Genomic DNA, 15,448 nt, shown 5'->3' on the forward strand with positions numbered 1-15,448 from the left:
CTTGGCGATACAGTCGATCGACATGACAGACGAAACCTGGAAACGGCTCCTTGCCTTGAGGCAGAGAGCCGCGGCCCGTCCGCAGGCGCATGATCCGGCGCTTGCCGTCTATGGCCCGATCGCGGAGGCGAAAGGCCGGTTCGTGCTGGCCCAGGTGGGCCAGTCGCTCGACGGCCGCGTGGCAACCCCGGCGGGCGACGCCCGCGACATTTCCGGACCGGACGGGCTTGCCCATCTGCACCGTTGCCGAGCGCTGGTCGATGCCGTCATCGTCGGCGAACACACGGTCTCGGCAGACGATCCGCGGCTGTCTGTCCGCCTCGTTGCCGGCCCCAGCCCGGTTCGCGTCGTCATCGACTGTCACGCGCGGCTGACGGGCACGGAGAGCCTGTTTTCCGATGGCGGAGCGCCGGTCATCGTGTTTCGCAGCGCAGAGGCCGAAGGCGCGCCGCTCGGCAATGCCGAGGTGGTCCGCCTCTCGCCCTGCGAAAACGGGCTGGCGACGAAGGACATCCTGGACGCGCTTGGCGCACGCGGTCTCGACCGGATCCTGGTCGAGGGTGGCGCCAGGACCATTGCCCGCTTCATCGAGGCCGGCCTCGTCAACCGCCTGCACGTCGCGGTGTCGCCGATCATCATCGGCTCCGGACCAAGCGGCATCAGCCTGCCGCCGATCGAACGCCTCGCGAGCGCCCATCGCCCGGACACGAAAGTCTACAGTCTCGGCAGCGACATCCTGTTCGACTGTCTGCTGAAGCCGGGAAGCCCATCACCCTCGAAAGGCGATGAGGTCCAGGTGACCGACTTCGCATAGGCTGCCGGGCCTGCCGATCGCCTCGATGCGGAAGGACAACCAGTCCTCGATCTCGTCGGTCGACCTGCCGGACATTTCCACGAGCGGCTGGTGGAAGCCGAGGAGAAAAGCCTCCTGCAGCGCGGCCGACGACGCATCCATCCGCCACGGGCTCGGTCTCGTGAACACCGCGTAGCCGCTTGCGCCGAGATGTCTTTCCAGACAGGCGGTCGCACCCGGCCCCAGAGCCGGACCAAAACCCTTGTCGGTCTGCTGGTGCCGGTTGAAGGCAGCGACCATGTCGCCATCGAGCGGATGGGCGTACGACCAGGAAACGACGCCATCATAATTCAACGCCGCATAGAGCCCGCAGCCATGCTCGGCCAGTCGCTGTACGAAGGCTGCACAGAACTCGTCCGACACCAGATCGAACAGCGCCGAGGCGGTGATGACGGAGATGTCCTCGAGAGGCAGGGCGTCGAGATCGGTGAGATCGAACGGCCGGTAGCCGACGTTGTCCGCTGCACCGATCCGGCGTTCCGCTTCTTCAAGCAGCAGCGGATCGTGATCGAGCAGGAGCCAGCGGGTATCGGCAGGCAGATGGTCGACGAGGCTGCGCCATGTCGAGCCCGTGCCGCAGCCGATATCGAGAATGGCCGGATCTTCGGCATCGTGCAGATGACCGGCAAGCATGCCGGTAAGGACGGGGTCACGGGCCGCCCTGTCGGCCGGTTCGCGCAGCGCCAGCCAGTCCTTATCGAAGCCGCTCATAGCTGCGCCTCCAGGGTTTGGGAGATGATCCGCGCCGTCTCCGGCCAATCAGGCAGTTTCTCACCGGCCCGTCGGGCGGCATCGGCCATTCGGCGGCGCAAGGCTTGATCGGACAGCAGCGTGCGGAGCGATCCGGCGAAGGCTTCGACGTCGTCGGCCGGCGTCAGGAAGCCCGCCTCCTCCGGCACCACCTCGGGAATGGCCCCGGCCCGGCAGGCGACGATCGGCAGGCCCTGCGACAGGGCCTCGGCGAACACCATGCCGTAGCCCTCATAGCGGCTCGCCAGCGCGAAGATATCGCCGGTCGCCATCAACTGGCGAATGTCCTCGCGCTCGCCAATGAGCGAGATGCGACCCGAAAGACCAAGCCTTTCGATCTGCGCGGCAAGTGCCGCCGCCGTTTCGGGATGCAATGTCCTGCTGCCGGCAATCGTCGCCCGCCATGGCAGGTCTTCAACGCTCTTCAAGGCATCGATCAGCACGTCATGGGCCTTGCGCGGCGTCAGCGTGCCGACGGCAACGATATGCGGTGGCTCGCCGTTTCCGGGCGCGAGCGGGGCCGGACTGGTGCCGGGCGGCGCGACGGTGATCCGCTCCCGCTCCACGCCAAAATTGGCAATCAGTTCGCGGGCCGTGCCGTTGGACGTCACGACGACATGGCGCACGACGGACAGCGCCCGTTGTTCGCTTTCATGCAGACGCGCCTGCGTTTGCGCGTCGATGCCGCTTTCGAGCGCAAGCGGGTGGTGGACGAGAGCAACGATCCTCAGCCGCGCCGCCTCTCGCCCCGCCCATTCGTCGAGAACACCGAAGGCGAGACCGTCGATCAACACGAGGGTGCCATCGTCGAGAGCAGACAGCCGGCTTTCGGCTTCGCGCCTTGCCTCCGGCGTCGGTGCCGGGAACCCCTCGCCCAGGGGCAGCAGGCTGACGGACCAGCCGAGCGCCTGCAGCCCAACGATCATCTCGCGGTCATAGCCGTAGCCGCCGGTCTTCAATTGCAGGTCGCCGGGATAGGCGAAGACGAGATCCCGGCTCAAAGCTCGGCCTCGTACCAGCCGCGGGCAACATGCGATTCATGCAGGGTCACGCGGATTTTTGCGATGCGATGGCTGCCGGGGCCGAGGCGCTTTTCGCCGACCGCCTTCTTGAGCTCGTCGAAGATGTGCTTGGCGATCACTTCCGTCGTCGACACCTTGCCCTTGAAGGCGTCGAGATTGTCGAGGTTCTGGTAGTTGAGCGGCTTGACCACCTCGCCCAGCACCGTCGTCGCGGCGCCGATGTCGACGGCAAGCCCGTCCTCGTCGACGTCGGCGGTGAAGAATGCGGCATCGACCACGAAGGTGGCACCGTGGGTTGCCTGGGCTGGACCGAATACGGGACGGGGAAGGCTGTGGGCGATCATGATATGATCGCGGACTTCGACTGCAAACATGTCTCTTCTTTCTTCAGTAGCGGATGCGGTGGCACAGCGTGCCGGGGTCGGACAGGATGTTCGGATAGGCGGAGGCAATGTCCGCGAAGGCGGTCTCGCCGGAAATCAGGGCATCGAGGCGATCGTCGGCCAGCAGGTCCAGCGCCTTGGCGAGCCGTCTGGCAAAGCTCCAGCGCGCACGCCTTGCCGGGGGAACTGCCCCGACCTGCGAGCTGATGAGCGACAGCCGTCTGGAATGGAATGCGCCGCCGAGCGGCAGCGACACGTCTGCATCGCCATACCAGCTCGCCTCGACGATGCGGGCCTCGAAGGCTGCATGCTCGAGCGCTTGGGCAAGTGCCGCGCCGGAGGCGGAGGCATTGATGAGGACGTCGAATTCGCCGAAAAGGCTTTCGCTTTCCGCGAAGGGTATGCCGAGGCTGCCAGCGAGATCGCGGCGGTCCGGATTGCGGTCGACCAGCACAACGTCCGTGCCGATGATGCGGCTTGCGAGGTATGCGACCAGCGAGCCGACGACACCGGCGCCGAAGACCGCCACCCGGTCGCCGGGCAGGATGCCGGCATCCCAGACGATGTTCAGCGCGGTTTCCATGTTGGCGGCCAGAACGGCGCGCTCGGGCGGCAGATTGTCCGGCAGCGGCACGACCATATCCGCGGTCGTGACGAATGCCGACTGATGCGGATGCAGGCAGAAGACGGTCCGGCCCAGGAGATCGCCATCCCCTGCTTCGACACGCCCGACGAGGCAATAGCCGTATTTGACCGGAAAGGAGAAATCGCCGGCCATATGCGGTCCGCGCATGCGCTGGCGTTCCGCGTCCGGCACCTTGCCGGCGAAGACCAGCGATTCCGTGCCTCGGCTGATGCCGCTGAAAAGGGCGCGGACCAGCACGTCGCCTTTTTCGGGCGCGCGGAGCATTTCCGGGCGCAGCTCGCATTCCCCCGCGGAGGAGAACCACAGGGCCTTGGCCTGACCTTCAATCACATTCGCCGCCACAGTCTGACCATCCAATTTCGCGTTTCTCCAATCCAATCCGCTGTGCTTTTCACATCGTAAGTACGCTTCAGCCGGAAAATGGTTCGGTGCAGCCGACATTTATTTGCCGGACGCGTCAAGGCGACCCCGTAAACAAGCCCGTTGCCGCGGCCGTCACTTTTTTTGCCGGCGAATGAACCTTTGACTGGCGTTCAGGCACTTATGCACGACAATATCCGCCAAGACAGGATCGACACATGGCAATGGCAGCGAGCACTCCGTTTCAATTTTCGACGCCGGCAATGGATGTGGAGCGGGCCGTTGCCGAACTTCGGTACGGCCGCCCGGTGATCATCAGGGACGGCAAGCAGCGGCTGGCGGCGCTGGCGCTCGACAGCGTCGCGCCGGATCTCTACGACCAGTTCGCAGCCGCCGTCGGAAACACACAGGCGCTGTTTCTGACCGCAGAGCGCGCCGCAAAGCTGGGTTTATCCGCCGAAGATGGCATCGCCGTGCCGTTGAAGGACGTCTCCTTTGCCGAGGCATCCCGACTGGCCTATGCCCTCGATGTCGACAAGCCGCGCCTCTGGCAGGACGGCGATGCGGCCATGCAGGCGGCGGCGGAGCTTGCCCGCACCGCCCTGCTGCTGCCGGCCGTCATCTGCGCCGACGTCACGGAAATCGAAGACCGTTTCGCCGCCTGTTGCTCGCTCGACCATGGCTTGCTGGCAAAGGTCAGCGCGGCCCGTCAGACGTTCGAGATCGTGGTGCGCACGCCCGTTCCGCTGAAGGATCTGGGGCGGGCAGACTTCGTCGTCTTCCGTGGCGGGCTGGCGCAGAAGGACCAGGTCGCGATCGTCGTCGGCAAGCCGGACACGTCCCGGCCCGTTCCGGTGCGCATCCACTCCTCCTGCCTGACGGGCGATCTCTGCGGATCGCTGAAATGCGATTGCGGCGACCAGCTGCGCAACGGCCTTCGCCAGCTGAAGGAAGCGGGCGGCGGCGTGCTCCTCTATCTTGACCAGGAAGGTCGCGGCACCGGCATCGGGGCCAAGATGCGCGCCTATGGCTACCAGCATAAGGGCCTCGACACGATCGATGCCGACGCCATGCTGGGCTTTGGCGAAGACCACCGCCGCTACGAGGCGGCGATCGCCATGCTGAGGCTGCTCGGCATCGCAAAGGTGGTGCTGCACACCAACAATCCGAGCAAGATCGCCGCCTTGAAGGCGGGAGGGATTTCCGTCGAGGCGCGGGTCGCCGTCACCGGCACGGTCAATGACGAGAATGTCCGCTATCTGGAGACGAAAAGGCTCCGCGCCGGCCACATGATCGACCTCAGCGCGATGATCGCGGCGGAATAGGCGGGCGGCGATGGACCTGACATTTCCCTCTCCCCCGAACGACGGACGGCAGCCTGGCCAAGCGCTGCCGCCGCACCTCTTCGCCAATGCGATTGCAATCCTTGCAAGCGTCTTCGTATCGTCGATCGTGCTCTCCTACATCCTGCGGCCGCATCTGGCGCTCTGCGCCAGCGCGCTCGCCTTCGCAAGCGTGCTGACGCTCGTCATCTTCGCGCTTGTGGTGCGCGGCCTGCCCTATCACCGGCACAAGGTCTTCGGCGCCGCCAATGCCGTGACCGCCATTCGCACCGCCATCGTCAGCCTTCTGGCCGCGACGGTGTTCTTCGCCATCGACATGCACGCTCCCGCCTCGGTGCTGTGGATCATGATCGGCCTCGTCATGCTGGCGCTCATTCTCGACGGTTTCGACGGCTATCTGGCGCGTGCGCTGGCGCAGGAATCCGATCTCGGGGCCCGCTTCGACATGGAGGTCGACGCCCTCCTCATTCTCGTCCTGTCGGCGGCGGCGCTGTTTCTCGACAAGGCCGGCGTCTGGGTGCTGGCGATCGGGCTGATGCGCTACGGTTTCATCGCCGCGCAATATGCGATGCCGGCGCTTGGCGCACCGCTGCCGCCATCCACCCGCAGGAAGGCAATCTGCGTGGTGCAGGTCGCCGCTCTCTGCATCATTCTCGTTCCAATCGTTCAGCCGCCATTTTCCAGCGCCATCGCCGCCGCGGCGCTGGCCCTGCTCGCCTATTCCTTTGCGGTTGACACCTCCTTCCTGCTTGGGAAAGGAGCGCCACGGCCATGCAAATGAAAACGCGACTGGATACCGCCGCCGGTCTCGCCCGGTCGCTTGCCATCTATTACGGCCAGCCCTGGCGCCGGCAGGCGCTGAGACGCTTCTACGAAGGGCTCGTCTCGCCGGGCGATCTGGTGTTCGATATCGGCGCCCATGCCGGCAGCCGCAGCAAGACGCTGCTGTCGCTTGGCGCGCAGGTGGTGGCCGTCGAGCCGCAGCCTGTCTTCGCCGACCTGATCGAGAAGCATTTCGCCGGAAGGCTGGCGGGCTTCGAGCGCGTCGCCGTCGGCGCGGAGGTGGGAGAGATATCGCTGCGGATATCCAGCCGCCATCCGACGGTCACCAGCACGTCGCGCCGCTTCATCGACAGCGTGCGCGATGCCGACGGTTTCCGGCAGGTCAGATGGGACCGGGAGATCACCGTACCGATGACCACGCTCGACCTGCTTATCGAGCGCTACGGACGACCGGATTTCTGCAAGATCGATTGCGAAGGCGCAGAGGCGGATATCCTTCGGGGCCTTTCCAGTCCGGTCAGACTGATTGCCTTCGAATATATCCCGGCCATGCCATCGGTGACGCGCGAGGCGATCGCGCGGCTGACGGCGCTTGGCGATTATCGCTTCAACCGCGTCGTCGGCGAAAAGCACCAGTTCATCAACAGCGGCTGGAAGGATGCCATCGCCATGCTGAGGGAACTGGCGGAACTGCCGCCGGCAAGTCCGTCGGGCGACATCTACGCCCGGCTGGAATCCTGATGGCGAGGCATTCCTCAAGCCTTTCCGATGCGGCCCTGCCAGAGCGAGACGGCGACCGAGATCAGTCCCGGTATGGCGGCGCCAACCAGCGAGAGAAGGCCGTAGGCAAGGCTTGCCGCCAGGCCATCGACGCTCGCATAGCCGAACAGCGGCCAGAGTGCCGCCGCCGCCGTTTCCCGCGTGCCCCAGCCGCCAATACCGGCGGGTATCAGCATGGTCAGAAGGCACAGCGGAATGACGGTGAAGGCGGCGATCGGCGGCAGCGGGGCGCCCACGGCGTCGGAGGCGATCATGAAGGTGGCGATATAGCCGCCGACGATCAGCACCCCGAGGCCGGCCTGCACCAGCCACGCGCCGTCCTTCCAGAACACGGCGGCGAGGTCCGGTCCGAGACCGCGAAAGCGGGCCGGCAGCCGGGCGTTCCGCAGGGCAATGGCGAGGCCGAGACCGGCAATCACAAGCGCGGCCGCAATCCAGATCACCACACCGAAATTGCCGGGAAGCTTCCCGCCGAGGAAAAGCGGCCAGGCGATGAGACCGCCGCAGACCAGCGCGAAGAAGACCAGCTGGCCAGACAGCCGTTCCAGAAAGACGGCGGCGGCGGGACGCTTCCAGCCGCCCTCGCCTTCGGCACGGCTGCGATAGGCACGCACCGCATCGCCGGCCATGCCGCCCGGCAGGACGAGGTTCAACGCGCTGCTGACATAGTATTCGCGGATCGCCACCGACAACGGCATTTCCTGACCGAGCCGCCGCGCGGTAAAGCGCCAGCGCCAGGCGGACGCGACGATCTGCACCTGCACTGCGGCAAGCGCGGCGATGATGTGGCCGGGCGGCACCTTCTTGAGGGTGTCGATGAGTTGCGTGGTGCCGGTCGCCCAGATCAGGGCTGCCAGCAGCGCGAGGCAGAGAAACGCCGACATGACGGCAAGCTTGCGCAACGTTCCACCTTTCCCGGACTGCCGCGTGACGATGACCAGACTACCGCCGAAAGCCAATCGGTCGGCCCAGCATTTGAAAGACCCTGTCGATGACAAGAAATGACGCGCCGGGCAAGAGCGGCGATGCATCAATGACCAGATTGCTGCTCGCAGGCCTGTTCTTCCTCCTCATCAGCTTTGCCGCACTGACCCTGCCGGATCATCCAGGTGCCTTCTCGCTCGGCGCCTTCCTGCGCCTGCCGCTGGAAATTCCGCTACTTCTTCTTCTCCTGCTCCTGCTTCCCCGCCGTCCGGCAAAGATCCTCGCTGCTGCGTCGTCCGTGGCGGTCTTCGCGCTCCTGTTCCTGAAGATCGCCGATATCGGCGTGCAGTCCGCCTTCCAGCGCCGCTTCAATCCCTATCTCGACGTCAAGATGCTCGGCGACGGCTGGAATATCTTCTCCGGCTCCATCGGGCTCGTGCCGGCCGGCCTCGCCGTCGGTGCCGTGATCGGTGTCTTCTGCCTGTTGCTCTTTCTGTTCTACCGCTCGCAGTGCCGGATCGCCGGCCTTGTCGGGAGCATGAGGCGCAGCGCGACGGTTGCCGCCTCCGGACTGCTTGTGCTCGGTGTCGGGCTCTGGCTTGCCGGTCCGTTTGCCGGCGTGCGCGCGGATTTGCGCGCCGTCTCCTATCTCGGCAACCGGCTCACACTGGTGCAGCAATCCATTGCCGACATGCGGCAGTATGAGCGCGATCTCGTCGCCCACGATCCGGCAGCCGGCGAGGCTAACCTGTTTTCCGGCATCAAGGGCCGTGACGTGGTGCTGATCTTCGTCGAATCCTATGGCCGCAGCGCCGTCGAGGATCCGCGTTACAGTCCGCTGATCAAGCCGCGGCTGGCGGCATCCGAGGCGCAATTGTCGGCCGCCGGCTTTGCTTCGGCCTCCGGCTGGTCGCGCTCGCCGACCATGGGAGGGCTCAGCTGGCTGGCGCACGGGACATTTCTTTCCGGACTTTGGACCGACAATCAGGCGCGGTACGACCGGCTGATGATCAGCAAGCGGGCGAGCCTCAACAGCCTGTTTCGCAAGGCCGGGTGGCGGACGGCGGCGGTGATGCCGGCGATCACCATGGACTGGCCGGAGGCGCGCTATTTCGGTTACGACGACATCTTCGTCGCGAAGGATCTCCGCTACAAGGGCAAGCCCTTCAACTGGATCACCATGCCGGACCAGTACACCCTGTCGGCCTTCCAGCGGCTGGTGCGCGATCCGGCCCGCGCCAAGGGCCAGCCGGTGATGACGGAAATGGCGCTGATTTCGAGCCATGCGCCCTGGACCCCGGTCGCCAAACTGATCGACTGGAACGAAGTCGGCGACGGAACGGTCTTCAACGGTCAGGCCGAGAGCGACGAGAGCCCCCGCGCCGTCTGGTCGGACGGCGACAATGTCCGCCGTCACTACATCGCCACCATCGACTATTCGCTGCAGACGCTCAGCGACTATATCTCCCGCTTCGGCGACGATGCCATCTTCATCATCCTCGGCGACCACCAGCCGGCGCCGATCGTCACCGGGCCGGATGCGTCAAGGGCAGTGCCCGTGCACATCATCAGCCGCGATGCAGCACTGGTCGCCCGCTTCGAAAAGGAAGGCTTCGTCAACGGCATGCTGCCCTCGCCCGATAGCCCCGAGCTGCCGATGGACACGATGCGCGACCGGCTGATCCGGGTGTTCTCAGCGAATGACACGACAGCCGGCGGGTAGGCACGCCCTCTCAGGCATCCTCCATCACCGCAATCTGCGGCGTGCCGTCGATGACCAGCCGGATCTGGCCGCGTTCGGGGCGCTCGATGCCGATGGGGCCGCCGCGCTCTTCCAGCCGGCGGCGCAGCAGGATCAGGCGCGTTTCCAGATTGTCCTTGAAGTCGGGGAGGTTGAAGGTGCGGTCGCGGCGGATTTCGCGGTTGGAAAATTCGGCCCGGCCCGTCTCCACATAGCTGCGGACGAAATGGTAGAGCAGCCGGCCCGGCACGCCGCGGATGACATAGTCGTTGTCGATGAAGACACCGCCGTCGCGCGGGAAATACTGGAAGCTGAACGCCTGCCCCTTGTCGGCGCTCGATACCGGGGCCACGCCGCGTCCGGCCGCGTCGCTCGCGGCATCGGCAAGTTCGAAGATGGCAAGACCGGCCGCAATCTGGCGGGCGATGATCTCTAGTGCGGCCTCATGGGCGTGGGAAAAGGCGAAGCTCTCCTCGGATTCGGCGAAGACCACGCCGGAAAGACGGCCGCTGGCGATCAGCGGCACGGCGATCTGGCATTGGACCTGTTCGATGGCCGGCATGGGGATGTCGTCCCGGTTCAGGCCCGCGGCCAAAGCCACGGCCGAGACATAGCGCTGGCTGCGGCGCATGTCGGCGATGCGCAGCGTCAGGCCGCGTTCGGCGGCCACCCCGATGATGCCGTCGCCGAAGGCGATTTCGGCGCCGAAGCCGTAACGCGGATAGCCGCGGCTGGCGACGGTCGACAGCTTGCGCCCCTCGCCGTCGGCGACCAGGATCATCGAGTGGCGGAAGCCGCAGCGCTCCTCGAGGGTTTCCAGGCTGCGGTCCAAGAGCGTTTCGGGGTCGGCTATGGCCGAAAGTTCCGCTGTTGCCGCAGCGGCCTCCGCCAGCCAGTCGCGAGCGACGACCGGGTTTTCCGGCGCGGTCTCGATCGGGGCGACCGGATCGATGCGCCGGCAGCGTTCGACCCGGTAGATGTCGACGGCGCGGAGTTTCAGCATGTGCGACTTGCCCTGCAGGCTCGCCATCACATCGAGCTGTGCCGAAATGCGGTCGAAGATTGGGCCGGACCGGGACGAACTGACGAAGACCAGATCCAGCACGTGCTGCAGGCCCATGCGGCCGTCGAGCACGACGACGGTCGCCCGGCCATTGGCGGCGACATTGGCCGCCGTCTTGGAGAAGAACTGGTTGGACAGCGCCACGTGGTGGCTGTCCACGTAGTAGACATGCGACAGGTAGGAAAGGTTCGGAATGCCGCTCGCATCCGTCGTTGCGATGACGGACGGCATGATGCCTTCGAAACTGTCGCGGATGGCTTCGAGCGGCACGCCGGTCATGACTGGCTCCGCTGAACCCGCTCGCCGGCCTCCGGACCGGGCGTCTGGATGAAAAGGTCGACCGGCCAGAAGCGGATGGCGGCCAGATCGACATTCGAAAAGACGGTGGAAAGCTGCAGCCGGCTGACGCCGAGCCTATCCATGATCGCCAGCATGCGGTCGCGATAGTCGCTGGCCTTGGCTGACTGGACCTCCGTCGCCACGTCCACGCCGGCAATCGTTCCCTTGATCTGCAGGGCCCGGTAATTGTCCGGCTGGCAGACGGTCATGGCGATCGGACCGCCCTTCCTGGCATTGGCGAAGAAATCCGGCCACTGGCTGGAGGAGACGAGAAGCACGAGTTCACCGGTGTCGGCGTCGAAATAGGCGCCGCAACCACGGCCGACATGGGCGCGCAACGCGCCGTCGCGCGTCGCCGCGATCATCATCACATTGCCGGCAATGAAAGATGCGACATCGTCTTCAAGCATAGGTCCCTGAGCCCAACCCGATCAACCGGCACCCTTTTACCACGGTTGCAATTCTCCGGCACGCACCACCATCCGCGATAGGAAATATTTAGGAAGCGGCCTGCGCGCTTAGCAAGCTTTTAGGAAGCCCGGACGGGCAGCCACGGCTATCTGGTTGTTCCGCCGCACCGGCAGTCGGCGCGGCCCGAAACACACCTTCAAGGAACAGATCATGACCCATGCAGACACCATGGCGCACATCCCTGCGCTCAACGGACGCTACGATATCTACGGCAATATCCACAAGGGCCTCCGCCGCACGCAATGCCTGCTGCTCGCCCGGCTGGGCGCCAACGACTTCGGCAATGCCGAGACGACCGAAAAGCTTCTGGCCGACATGCGCCGGCTCCTGTCGATGGCCTCGGCCCATGTGAAGCACGAAGACACCGAAATCCACGCCGCCCTGCACCGCCGCGGCGTCGAGACCGGCCTCGTCGACGAGCAGCACGACGATCACCGCGCCGCCTTCCAGGTGCTCGAAGACAAGATCGTCGCCGTCGAGACAACCTCCGGCGCGGCGCGGGCGGAAGCGGGACGCGGGCTCTATCTCGCGATGGCCGCCTATATCGCCGACGACTTCGCTCACATGCACGAAGAAGAAACCGTGCTCTGCCCGATCCTGTGGCAGACCTTTTCCGACGACGAGCTGCTCGGCATCGAGATGCGCATCATCAGCGCCCTGCCGCCGGAAGAAAACATGGCGTTCACGCGGATGATGCTGCCGGCGATGAACCCCGCGCAGCGGCGCATGATGGTCGGCGGCATGCAGCAGAGCCTGCCGCCGGAAATCTTCAACGCCATCGTCGAGTTCGCCATCCGTCCGGCGCTGACCGATGCGGATTTCCAGGCACTGCGTGCCGACATCGGGCTTGCCGCATGAGCGCGCCTTCAGCCGCGAGACCTCTCATCAACGGCTTCGAAGCCGACCGCTGCCGGGATTGCGCCCGGCGCGGCCGCGGTTGCCGCAGCCTCTTTTCCCTTCCCTTCAAGGAGAATGACCATGACCATCAAATCCCTTCTGAGCGCGATCCTCATCGCCTGCCCGGCCGCAGCCATCGCGGCGGACGCTGCCCCGAGCGGGCGCTATGAACAGGACGGCCCGCACACCAGCGTAACCTGGCGGATCGACCATTTCGGCCTGTCGCACTTCACCGCCCGTTTCATCAATTCCAAGGCACGGCTCGACTGGAACAGCGAGAGCCCCGAGCAATCGCGGCTGACCGTCGAAATCGACCCACTACAGGTCCGTACCGACTTTCCGTTCCCGGAGGTCGAGGATTTCGACGCGAAGATCGGCGGCAACGCGGATTTCCTCGCCGGAGCCCCGATCCGCTTCGTCTCGACGAAGATCGTCATCGACGGCGAGAAGACCGGCCGCGTCTTCGGCGACCTGACGCTGCGCGGGGAAACCCACCCGGCGGTGATGGACGTCACCCTCAACGGCTCGATGGCCGAACACCCGTTCGAAAAGATCGCCAAGCTCGGCTTTTCGGGGCACATGGTCGTCAAGCGCTCGCAATGGGGGCTGACCTTCGCGATTCCCGCCCTCAGCGACGACATCGACGTCGCGATCGAAACCGAGTTCAAGCCGGAAAAGCCGAAACGGCAGGCGGCGCTGCCGGAGGTCGTGCGCCGGAAGAGCATCATTGACTAGATCGGGGACGATATCGGGAAAATGCGCGCGCCGCTGGCCTTCGCGAGACGGCCGGCGGCCTGACATGAAAAAAGCCCGCTTTCGCGGGCTTTTCGGCTGGTCGGAGTGGAGTGATTCGAACACTCGACCCCCTCGTCCCGAACGAGGTGCGCTACCAGGCTGCGCTACACTCCGTGACCAACGGCGCCTCTATAGACCAGCAATTTTGATTGCACAAGCGCCCTGACGACATTTTTGCGAAGGAATTTCAAAGCGGCCGAAACGGGGCGATTTCGTGTCACAAATTTTTGCTGTGTGCCGTCAACCACACAAACACGCTCGGCAAAACCTGCTAAGGGACACATCACCGATTGTACCGGACTTCAAACAACAGGATCCTTTTCCATGCGCGTTCGCATCCTTGCCGCCGCTTTGATGACTGCCACCCTTTCCGCCTGCGCCACCACGGGCGCGGCCACCCCGATTGAAGCCGCGTGGAGCGGCAAGGAAGCCGGCAAGTTCTTCGCCGCCTACGGCCCGCCCTCTTCCGACCGTTCGGAAGCTGGCCTCACCGTCTACAACTGGACCGGCGGCTACAAGACCGTGAAGGGCCGCTCCTACCGCTGCTCGGCCGTCATCAGCGTCGACAAGAGCTACACCATCCGCTCGATCCGCGTCCTCGGCGACCGCCCCGGCGTCAACGGCCCGTCCTACTGCGAGGAACTGCTGGTCGGTTCGAACTGAAGATGGCGTGGGCTGAGAGGCCTGACTCAATTGATACGGTCCCGCCGGGGAAACTCGGCGGGATTGTTTTATCAGCGAATGGAAAACGGCGAACGCTGTCCCTGCTTTGCTTGCTGAAACCTGTTCGAATGTAATCTGAAATCGGTGGCTGGGGTGCCTGGATTCGAACCAGGGAATGGCGGTACCAAAAACCGCTGCCTTACCGCTTGGCTACACCCCAACAGATCCGTGACGCGCACATGACTGCGAAGCGGTGACGGGCTATTAGCAAGAAGCGGCGACGGCGGCAACGGTTTGTGACGGCTGCCTCCGCATTTTCTTTTTCAGCAGAATTCATTGGTCTATCAGCGGCGCGCTTGCTACGTCTTCGGCAACAAGACCCGCCCGCACCGGAGCCCCCATGTCGACATTCCGCGCCAGACCGCCTGCCGTTCCGACCGTCCTCCTCGACGACGCCGTCGTGCGCGTGACGCGCTGGGACTTCGAGCCGGGGGCCGATACCGGCCATCATGTGCACGGCATGGGCTATGTGGTGGTGCCGATGACCGACTGCCATTTCCTGATCGAGGACAAGGACGGCGAGCGGCGGGTGACATCGAAGGCCGGCGAGGTCTACAGGCGCGACGCCGGCGTCGAGCACAATGTCGTCAATGGCGGCGAGAGCCCGATGTCCTTCATCGAGATCGAGTACAAGTAAGGGACCGGACCGCGACGATGGCAAGCGACGACATCTCCTTCGACCGCGCCTTCGAGCCGGCCTATGGCCGGGCGGTCGATGTGGCGCCGGGGGTCCAACGGCTGACGGTCAATAATCCGAGCCCCTTCACCTTCCACGGCACCAACAGCTATATCGTCGGCGGGACATCCGTGGCGGTGATCGATCCCGGGCCGGAGGATGAGGCGCATTTCCAGACGCTGATGGAGGCACTGGCCGGCCGCGAGGTCACCCACATCGTCGTCAGCCACACGCATCGCGACCACTCGCCGCTCGCCAGAAGGCTGAAGGAGGCGACCGGCGCGATGACGGTGGCGGAGGGGCCGCACCGCCCTTCCCGGCCGCTGCATGCCGGCGAAACCAATCCGTTTGCCGAAAGCTCGGACACGGATTTCGTTCCCGACCGGGCGCTTGGCGACGGCGAGACGCTGGCGGGCGACGGCTGGAGCCTGACGGCCGTCCTCACCCCCGGCCATACCGCCAACCACGCGGCCTTCGCGCTCGAGGGCACCGGCATCCTGTTTTCCGCCGATCACGTCATGGCCTGGGCGACTTCGATCGTCGCGCCGCCGGACGGCAGCATGGCCGATTACATGGCCTCGCTCGACGCGCTCATTGCCCGCGACGACGTGCTCTATCTGCCCGGCCATGGCGGGCCGGTGCGCGAGCCGAGGAGCTTCGTGCGCGGCATGAAGACCCACCGGCGCATGCGCGAGCGCGCCATCCTGGAGCGGCTGAAGGCCGGCGACCGGCAGATCGCCGAGATGGTGAAGGTCATCTACCGCGAGACCGATCCGCGCCTGCATGGCGCCGCGGCGCTGTCGGTCCTGTCGCATCTGGAAGAGATGATCGAAAAAGGCATGGTGACGACCGACGGGCCGCCGCGGCTGACGGGCGTCTACTTCCCGGCCTAGTCCGGA

17 protein-coding genes and 2 tRNA genes are annotated in these 15,448 nt (G+C 65.2%); 10 read left to right on the top strand and 9 right to left on the bottom strand.

Annotation, left to right across the window (positions count from 1 at the left end):
* The first annotated feature begins 1 nt into the window (after position 1).
* Positions 2-814 (top strand): RibD family protein, encoded by an 813-nt coding sequence (locus NN662_RS14135; RefSeq protein WP_261930876.1) that lies wholly within the window; start codon positions 2-4, stop codon positions 812-814.
* Here the strand turns inward: NN662_RS14135 and NN662_RS14140 are convergent.
* Genes NN662_RS14140 through NN662_RS14155 form a run of 4 tightly spaced genes read right to left on the bottom strand, consistent with a single transcriptional unit; the run spans position 770 to position 4,011 of the window.
* Entirely contained in the window at positions 770-1,564 is a 795-nt protein-coding gene (locus NN662_RS14140) for a class I SAM-dependent methyltransferase (protein WP_261930877.1), read from the bottom strand. The genes NN662_RS14135 and NN662_RS14140 overlap by 45 nt on opposite strands.
* Entirely contained in the window at positions 1,561-2,604 is a 1,044-nt protein-coding gene (locus tag NN662_RS14145) for a glycosyltransferase (protein WP_261930878.1), read from the bottom strand. Before NN662_RS14145 ends, NN662_RS14140 begins: the two co-directional genes overlap by 4 nt.
* Positions 2,601-2,999: a 6-pyruvoyl trahydropterin synthase family protein gene (locus NN662_RS14150; RefSeq protein ID WP_261930879.1), complete on the bottom strand. Its 399-nt coding sequence runs from the start codon at positions 2,997-2,999 to the stop codon at positions 2,601-2,603. The genes NN662_RS14145 and NN662_RS14150 overlap by 4 nt, the downstream gene beginning before the upstream one ends.
* 13 nt (positions 3,000-3,012) lie before the next feature.
* Positions 3,013-4,011: a zinc-dependent alcohol dehydrogenase gene (locus NN662_RS14155; RefSeq protein WP_410010935.1), complete on the bottom strand. Its 999-nt coding sequence runs from the start codon at positions 4,009-4,011 to the stop codon at positions 3,013-3,015.
* A 221-nt stretch (positions 4,012-4,232) separates the two neighbouring features.
* Here NN662_RS14155 and ribA point away from each other — a divergent pair, with 221 nt between their 5' ends.
* Genes ribA through NN662_RS14170 form a run of 3 tightly spaced genes read left to right on the top strand, consistent with a single transcriptional unit; the run spans position 4,233 to position 6,881 of the window.
* Positions 4,233-5,339 carry a GTP cyclohydrolase II RibA gene (gene ribA / locus NN662_RS14160; protein ID WP_261930880.1) on the top strand — a complete coding sequence of 369 codons (1,107 nt, stop codon included), beginning with the start codon at positions 4,233-4,235 and terminating at the stop codon, positions 5,337-5,339.
* A gap of 10 nt (positions 5,340-5,349) precedes the next feature.
* Positions 5,350-6,138 (top strand): CDP-alcohol phosphatidyltransferase family protein, encoded by a 789-nt coding sequence (locus NN662_RS14165; RefSeq protein WP_261930881.1) that lies wholly within the window; start codon positions 5,350-5,352, stop codon positions 6,136-6,138.
* Positions 6,129-6,881, top strand: a complete 753-nt coding sequence (locus NN662_RS14170; protein ID WP_261930882.1) for an FkbM family methyltransferase — start codon at positions 6,129-6,131, stop codon at positions 6,879-6,881. Before NN662_RS14165 ends, NN662_RS14170 begins: the two co-directional genes overlap by 10 nt.
* Positions 6,882-6,895: 14 nt before the next feature.
* Here NN662_RS14170 and NN662_RS14175 read toward each other — a convergent pair whose 3' ends face one another.
* Positions 6,896-7,822 (bottom strand): YbhN family protein, encoded by a 927-nt coding sequence (locus tag NN662_RS14175; RefSeq protein ID WP_261930883.1) that lies wholly within the window; start codon positions 7,820-7,822, stop codon positions 6,896-6,898.
* A 131-nt stretch (positions 7,823-7,953) separates the two neighbouring features.
* Here NN662_RS14175 and NN662_RS14180 point away from each other — a divergent pair, with 131 nt between their 5' ends.
* A complete protein-coding gene (locus tag NN662_RS14180) occupies positions 7,954-9,567 on the top strand; it encodes a sulfatase (protein ID WP_261930884.1) in 1,614 nt (537 codons plus the stop codon).
* A 10-nt stretch (positions 9,568-9,577) separates the two neighbouring features.
* On the opposite strand, the gene NN662_RS14185 is transcribed toward NN662_RS14180, so the two are convergent.
* The gene (locus NN662_RS14185; protein ID WP_261930885.1) at positions 9,578-10,927 is read right to left on the bottom strand and encodes a GAF domain-containing protein; all 1,350 of its coding nucleotides are present in this window, start codon (positions 10,925-10,927) and stop codon (positions 9,578-9,580) included.
* Positions 10,924-11,397: a hypothetical protein gene (locus NN662_RS14190; protein ID WP_261930886.1), complete on the bottom strand. Its 474-nt coding sequence runs from the start codon at positions 11,395-11,397 to the stop codon at positions 10,924-10,926. Before NN662_RS14190 ends, NN662_RS14185 begins: the two co-directional genes overlap by 4 nt.
* Before the next feature lie 211 nt (positions 11,398-11,608).
* Here NN662_RS14190 and NN662_RS14195 point away from each other — a divergent pair, with 211 nt between their 5' ends.
* Together NN662_RS14195 and NN662_RS14200 are read left to right on the top strand one after the other, a co-directional pair.
* Positions 11,609-12,316: a hemerythrin domain-containing protein gene (locus tag NN662_RS14195; RefSeq protein ID WP_261930887.1), complete on the top strand. Its 708-nt coding sequence runs from the start codon at positions 11,609-11,611 to the stop codon at positions 12,314-12,316.
* 120 nt (positions 12,317-12,436) lie between these two features.
* Positions 12,437-13,090: a YceI family protein gene (locus NN662_RS14200; RefSeq protein ID WP_261930888.1), complete on the top strand. Its 654-nt coding sequence runs from the start codon at positions 12,437-12,439 to the stop codon at positions 13,088-13,090.
* A gap of 97 nt (positions 13,091-13,187) precedes the next feature.
* Here NN662_RS14200 and NN662_RS14205 read toward each other — a convergent pair.
* Positions 13,188-13,264: transfer RNA gene (locus tag NN662_RS14205), tRNA-Pro, on the bottom strand.
* A gap of 210 nt (positions 13,265-13,474) precedes the next feature.
* On the opposite strand from NN662_RS14205, the gene NN662_RS14210 reads away from it, so the two are divergent.
* Positions 13,475-13,813 carry a hypothetical protein gene (locus tag NN662_RS14210; protein ID WP_261930889.1) on the top strand — a complete coding sequence of 113 codons (339 nt, stop codon included), beginning with the start codon at positions 13,475-13,477 and terminating at the stop codon, positions 13,811-13,813.
* Between the two features lie 145 nt (positions 13,814-13,958).
* Here the strand turns inward: NN662_RS14210 and NN662_RS14215 are convergent.
* Positions 13,959-14,033, bottom strand: a tRNA-Gln gene (locus NN662_RS14215).
* Between the two features lie 180 nt (positions 14,034-14,213).
* Here NN662_RS14215 and NN662_RS14220 point away from each other — a divergent pair.
* Positions 14,214-14,510 (top strand): cupin domain-containing protein, encoded by a 297-nt coding sequence (locus NN662_RS14220; protein ID WP_261930890.1) that lies wholly within the window; start codon positions 14,214-14,216, stop codon positions 14,508-14,510.
* Between the two features lie 17 nt (positions 14,511-14,527).
* Positions 14,528-15,442: an MBL fold metallo-hydrolase gene (locus NN662_RS14225; protein ID WP_261930891.1), complete on the top strand. Its 915-nt coding sequence runs from the start codon at positions 14,528-14,530 to the stop codon at positions 15,440-15,442.
* Positions 15,443-15,448: the final 6 nt, after the last annotated feature.

The organism is Rhizobium sp. NRK18 (assembly GCF_024385575.1).
GTDB lineage: Bacteria > Pseudomonadota > Alphaproteobacteria > Rhizobiales > Rhizobiaceae > JANFMV01.

Excerpts from the sequence above, each read along its gene's own strand:
- NN662_RS14210 (WP_261930889.1), top strand. The coding sequence starts at position 13,475 with ATGCGCGTTCGCATCCTTGCCGCCGCTTTGATGACTGCCACCCTTTCC.
- ribA (WP_261930880.1), top strand. The coding sequence starts at position 4,233 with ATGGCAATGGCAGCGAGCACTCCGTTTCAATTTTCGACGCCGGCAATG.
- NN662_RS14150 (WP_261930879.1), bottom strand. The coding sequence starts at position 2,999 with ATGTTTGCAGTCGAAGTCCGCGATCATATCATGATCGCCCACAGCCTT.
- NN662_RS14165 (WP_261930881.1), top strand. The coding sequence starts at position 5,350 with ATGGACCTGACATTTCCCTCTCCCCCGAACGACGGACGGCAGCCTGGC.
- NN662_RS14140 (WP_261930877.1), bottom strand. The coding sequence starts at position 1,564 with ATGAGCGGCTTCGATAAGGACTGGCTGGCGCTGCGCGAACCGGCCGAC.
- NN662_RS14220 (WP_261930890.1), top strand. The coding sequence starts at position 14,214 with ATGTCGACATTCCGCGCCAGACCGCCTGCCGTTCCGACCGTCCTCCTC.
- NN662_RS14200 (WP_261930888.1), top strand. The coding sequence starts at position 12,437 with ATGACCATCAAATCCCTTCTGAGCGCGATCCTCATCGCCTGCCCGGCC.
- NN662_RS14170 (WP_261930882.1), top strand. The coding sequence starts at position 6,129 with ATGCAAATGAAAACGCGACTGGATACCGCCGCCGGTCTCGCCCGGTCG.
- NN662_RS14185 (WP_261930885.1), bottom strand. The coding sequence starts at position 10,927 with ATGACCGGCGTGCCGCTCGAAGCCATCCGCGACAGTTTCGAAGGCATC.
- NN662_RS14180 (WP_261930884.1), top strand. The coding sequence starts at position 7,954 with ATGACCAGATTGCTGCTCGCAGGCCTGTTCTTCCTCCTCATCAGCTTT.
- NN662_RS14190 (WP_261930886.1), bottom strand. The coding sequence starts at position 11,397 with ATGCTTGAAGACGATGTCGCATCTTTCATTGCCGGCAATGTGATGATG.
- NN662_RS14195 (WP_261930887.1), top strand. The coding sequence starts at position 11,609 with ATGACCCATGCAGACACCATGGCGCACATCCCTGCGCTCAACGGACGC.
- NN662_RS14225 (WP_261930891.1), top strand. The coding sequence starts at position 14,528 with ATGGCAAGCGACGACATCTCCTTCGACCGCGCCTTCGAGCCGGCCTAT.